Source organism: Pseudomonas lini (assembly GCF_030812475.1).
In the GTDB taxonomy this organism is placed as follows: domain Bacteria; phylum Pseudomonadota; class Gammaproteobacteria; order Pseudomonadales; family Pseudomonadaceae; genus Aquipseudomonas; species Aquipseudomonas lini_A.
This window is the reverse complement of sequence record NZ_JAUSSR010000031.1, coordinates 1-3,579: the sequence shown is the minus strand read 5'-3', so window position 1 is coordinate 3,579 and position 3,579 is coordinate 1. Positions and strand designations below refer to the sequence as shown.

The 3,579-nt window shown below is 61.3% G+C and carries 2 protein-coding genes; both read left to right on the top strand.

All coding sequences use genetic code 11. The features are described 5' to 3' along the window. The first annotated feature begins 235 nt into the window (after nucleotides 1-235). The gene (locus J2W17_RS31005; RefSeq protein WP_307344145.1) at nucleotides 236-1,918 is read left to right on the top strand and encodes a class I adenylate-forming enzyme family protein; all 1,683 of its coding nucleotides are present in this window, start codon (nucleotides 236-238) and stop codon (nucleotides 1,916-1,918) included. A 93-nt stretch (nucleotides 1,919-2,011) separates the two neighbouring features. Then, entirely contained in the window at nucleotides 2,012-3,394 is a 1,383-nt protein-coding gene (locus J2W17_RS31000) for a DUF1329 domain-containing protein (RefSeq protein WP_307344143.1), read from the top strand. Nucleotides 3,395-3,579 lie beyond the last annotated feature (185 nt).

The window sequence follows — 3,579 nt, the reverse complement described above, 5'->3', positions numbered from 1 at the left end:
GTAGGAGCCAGGCTTGCCGGCGAACGGGACGCCACGGTGTGTCTGTTGAACCGCGTCATCGTTCTTCGCTGTAGGAGCCAGGCTTGCCGGCGAACCAGGCGACGCGGTGTATCTGCGATACCGCGTCATCGTTCTTCGCGGGCAAGCCTCGCTCCTACATAGAAATGGATTCCCACACAAATTGGATGTTCACCGCAGACCCACAGGTCTTTCGGCTGTTCTGGAGAAAACACAGATGAGCATTGAACGCTGGCAAACCGCGTGGCGACAATTGATCGCCCCCGGTGCGCCGTTTGAAGTGGTGACGCCCGATGAAGGCGCGCCACGCTATTTCCGTCACGCTGCGCACGACCTGCTGCAGGTGCTCGACGCCGGTCGTGTCCACGGCCACCGTGAGTTCCTGGTCTGGCAGTCGCAGCGCCTGACCTTCAATCAGTACTATGACCAGGTTGACCGCCTCGCCGAGCAGATGGTCGCTCGTTTTGGCCTGCAACCGGGCGAGCGGGTGGCGATTGCCATGCGTAACCAGCCGGCGTGGCTGGTGGCCTTCGCCGCGATCTTGCGCTGTGGCGCGGTGTGTGTACCGCTCAACAGTTGGGGGCTGCGCGATGAGTTGCAGTACGCGCTGCAGGACAGCGGTTCGCGCCTGCTGCTGTGCGACGAAGCGCGCCTCGATACCCTGCGCGCAGACCTGGCCCGTGAGCAGCACGCCACGATTGTCGTCGGGAGCCAGGAAGCAACGTTGCCCGATTACTGCCTGCGTTTCGAAGACTTGATCAGCGCCCCGGCATTACCGTTGCCTGCGCTGGACATCGATCCCGGCGCGCCGGCAATGATCCTCTACACCTCCGGCACCACCAGTCGCGCCAAGGGCGCAGTGTCCACTCACCGGGCCATCTGCCAGGCGCTGTTCGCACTGGATTTCCAGGGCGCGTTTTGCGCCATGAGTTCACCGGAACGCATCGGCGTGGTGATCAACAGCGGCTTTGCGCCAACCACGCTGGCGGCGGTTCCGCTGTTCCATGTCAGCGGCTTGCATGCGCAGTTCCTGTCGGCATTGCGCGGCGGTCGGCGCTTGATGCTGATGTACAAGTGGGATGTCGAACGGGCCATCGACCTGATTCGCGATGAGCGCTGCACCCAGTTCAACGGGGCACCTGTAATGATGCAGCAACTGCTCGCTTCGCCGCGCTTTGGCAGTGAGCATACCGCCAGCCTGTTTGGCTTGGGGTTGGGCGGTGGAGCTTCGTCCGCCGGGGTGCTCGACAACATGCTCAAGCTCAAGCCTGACGCCATTGGCGGCGCTGGCTACGGCCTGACCGAAAGCAACGGCATCGGTGCGGCGATTGGTGGCGATCAGTTTGTGTACAAGCCGGCAACGGCGGGCTGGGCGCTGCCGATCGTCGATATTCGCATCGGTGACAGCCCTGACCAGCCGCAGTTGGCGGGCACCCGCGGGGTGATCTGGCTGCGTTCGCCGACCTTGATGAGCGCCTACTGGAACCTGCCCGAGGCCACTGCGCAAAGCCTGCGCGACGGTTGGCTCGACACCGGCGATATCGGCTACCTCGACGACGAGGGTTTCCTCAGCATCACCGGGCGGGTCAAGGAGTTGATCAACCGCGGAGGCGAGAAGATTTCCGCGGCTGAAATCGAAACCTGCATTCTCGATATGCCTGGCGTCCTGGAAGCGGCGGCATTCGCCATTGCCGACCCGTTGTTGGGTGAGACGGTGGGCTTGGCCGTGCATGGCCAGGTATCGACACTGCCCCAGGAGGCGCAAGTCTGCGCATTCATCGCCGAGCGCCTGGCCGCCTACAAGGTGCCGACGCAGGTCTATCGGGCACTCGAACCCTTGCCACGCAATGCCACCGGCAAGGTGCTCAAGGCACAACTGCAAGAAAAGTTGGGCGCATAACGCCGCCTTAGTCTCTCCGGACGATGTCGGGGCCGGCAGAACAGGGACAAATGGGTCCATACCACACAGCCTTATCAGCGAAGGAGGCAACACATGAAAATAACAAGAACAGGTCTCATGCTCGCGGTCGCAGTCACAGCCAATAGCGGGTTGATGGGTTATGCGCACGCCGAGGTGTCAGCTCAGGAAGCCGCCAAACTGGGCAAGGAGCTGACCTGTGTCGGCGCCGAGAAAGCCGGGAACGCCGAGGGCACCATTCCGCCGTATACCGGCAAATACCTGGGGGAAGTGCCAGGCTGGAATCATGTGAAATTCTCCGGTGGCCAGCCGGTTGATCCCTATGCGGCGGAGAAGCCGATCCTGGTGATCACGGCGCAGAACATGAGCCAGTACGAGTCGCACCTGACAGAAGGGCAGAAAACCCTGCTGAAGAAGTACCCGACCACCTACAAAATGAACATCTACCCCGGCCACCGGGATTTCCGCTACCCCGATTACGTTTGCCGCCGCGCGATGGACAATGCGCTGCACGCCAAGCTGGTCAACGACGGTGCAGGTTTCACCGGGATCGGCCAGATACCGTTCCCGATCCCCAAAAACGGCATGGAATTACTGTGGAATCACCAATTGCCGGCACGTGCCTACACCGAGGAAAAAACCTCCGACCTGGCGTCGGTCCTGCCCAACGGCAGCATTGGCTGGGGGCGTGCCTACGCGCGTAACCTGTCGCCGACCAACTCGCCGACCGTTGACTCAAGGGACGGCGATATTATTGCGTCCTTCAGCAACAACATGACCCTGAAACCGGCTCGCGACAACGGTACCCTCAGCATTGCCCATGAACCCTACAACTTCGGTACCGGTACGCGTCAGGCCTGGTCCTACAGCCCGTCGACACGCCGCGTCAGGCAGCTGCCAGGCTACGGTTTCGATCAGCCGATGATCGGTACCAACGGCACCATGACCGTCGACGAAGACCGCTTGTACAACGGCTCACCGGAGCGTTTCACCTGGAAACTGATCGGCAAGCGCGAAATCTACAGCCCGGCCAACGCGTTCAAACCCAACACCGGGACCGTCAAGTACGCCGACATCCTGACGCCCAACCATCCCAACCCGGACTTCATGCGTTATGAGTTGCGTCGGGTGTGGGTCCTGGAGGCCGACTTGAAGGAAGGCTATCGCCATGTCTACGGCAAACGCGTGCTGTTCATCGACGAGGACACCTGGCACTCGGTCATGGCCGACAACTACGATGCCCGTGGGCAGCTGTGGAAACACGCCATGATCAACTACTACTACCACCCCGACATGAGCAGCTGGCAGGCCGGTTCGCAGTTCTTCATGGACCTGAACTCTGGCCAGTACACTGGCTACGGCATGACCAACGAAGCGAAGAAAGGGCCGATCCTCAACGAAGGCAAATTCACCCCGGACCAATACACCGCGGATGCGGCGCGGGCTATCGGACGCTAAGACCAAGGTAGCTGCATTAACAAAAAGCCCCATCGGTATCCGGTGGGGCTTTTTGTCGTGAAGAGGCTGACATTTGTACCCGCCATGGACCTGTAGGAGCCAGGCTTGCCGGCGAACCGGGCGCTGCGGTGTATCTGTTGCACGGCGTTATCGTTCTTCGCTGTAGGAGCCAGGCTTGCCGGCGA

Excerpts from the sequence above, each read along its gene's own strand:
- J2W17_RS31005 (WP_307344145.1), top strand. The coding sequence starts at position 236 with ATGAGCATTGAACGCTGGCAAACCGCGTGGCGACAATTGATCGCCCCC.
- J2W17_RS31000 (WP_307344143.1), top strand. The coding sequence starts at position 2,012 with ATGAAAATAACAAGAACAGGTCTCATGCTCGCGGTCGCAGTCACAGCC.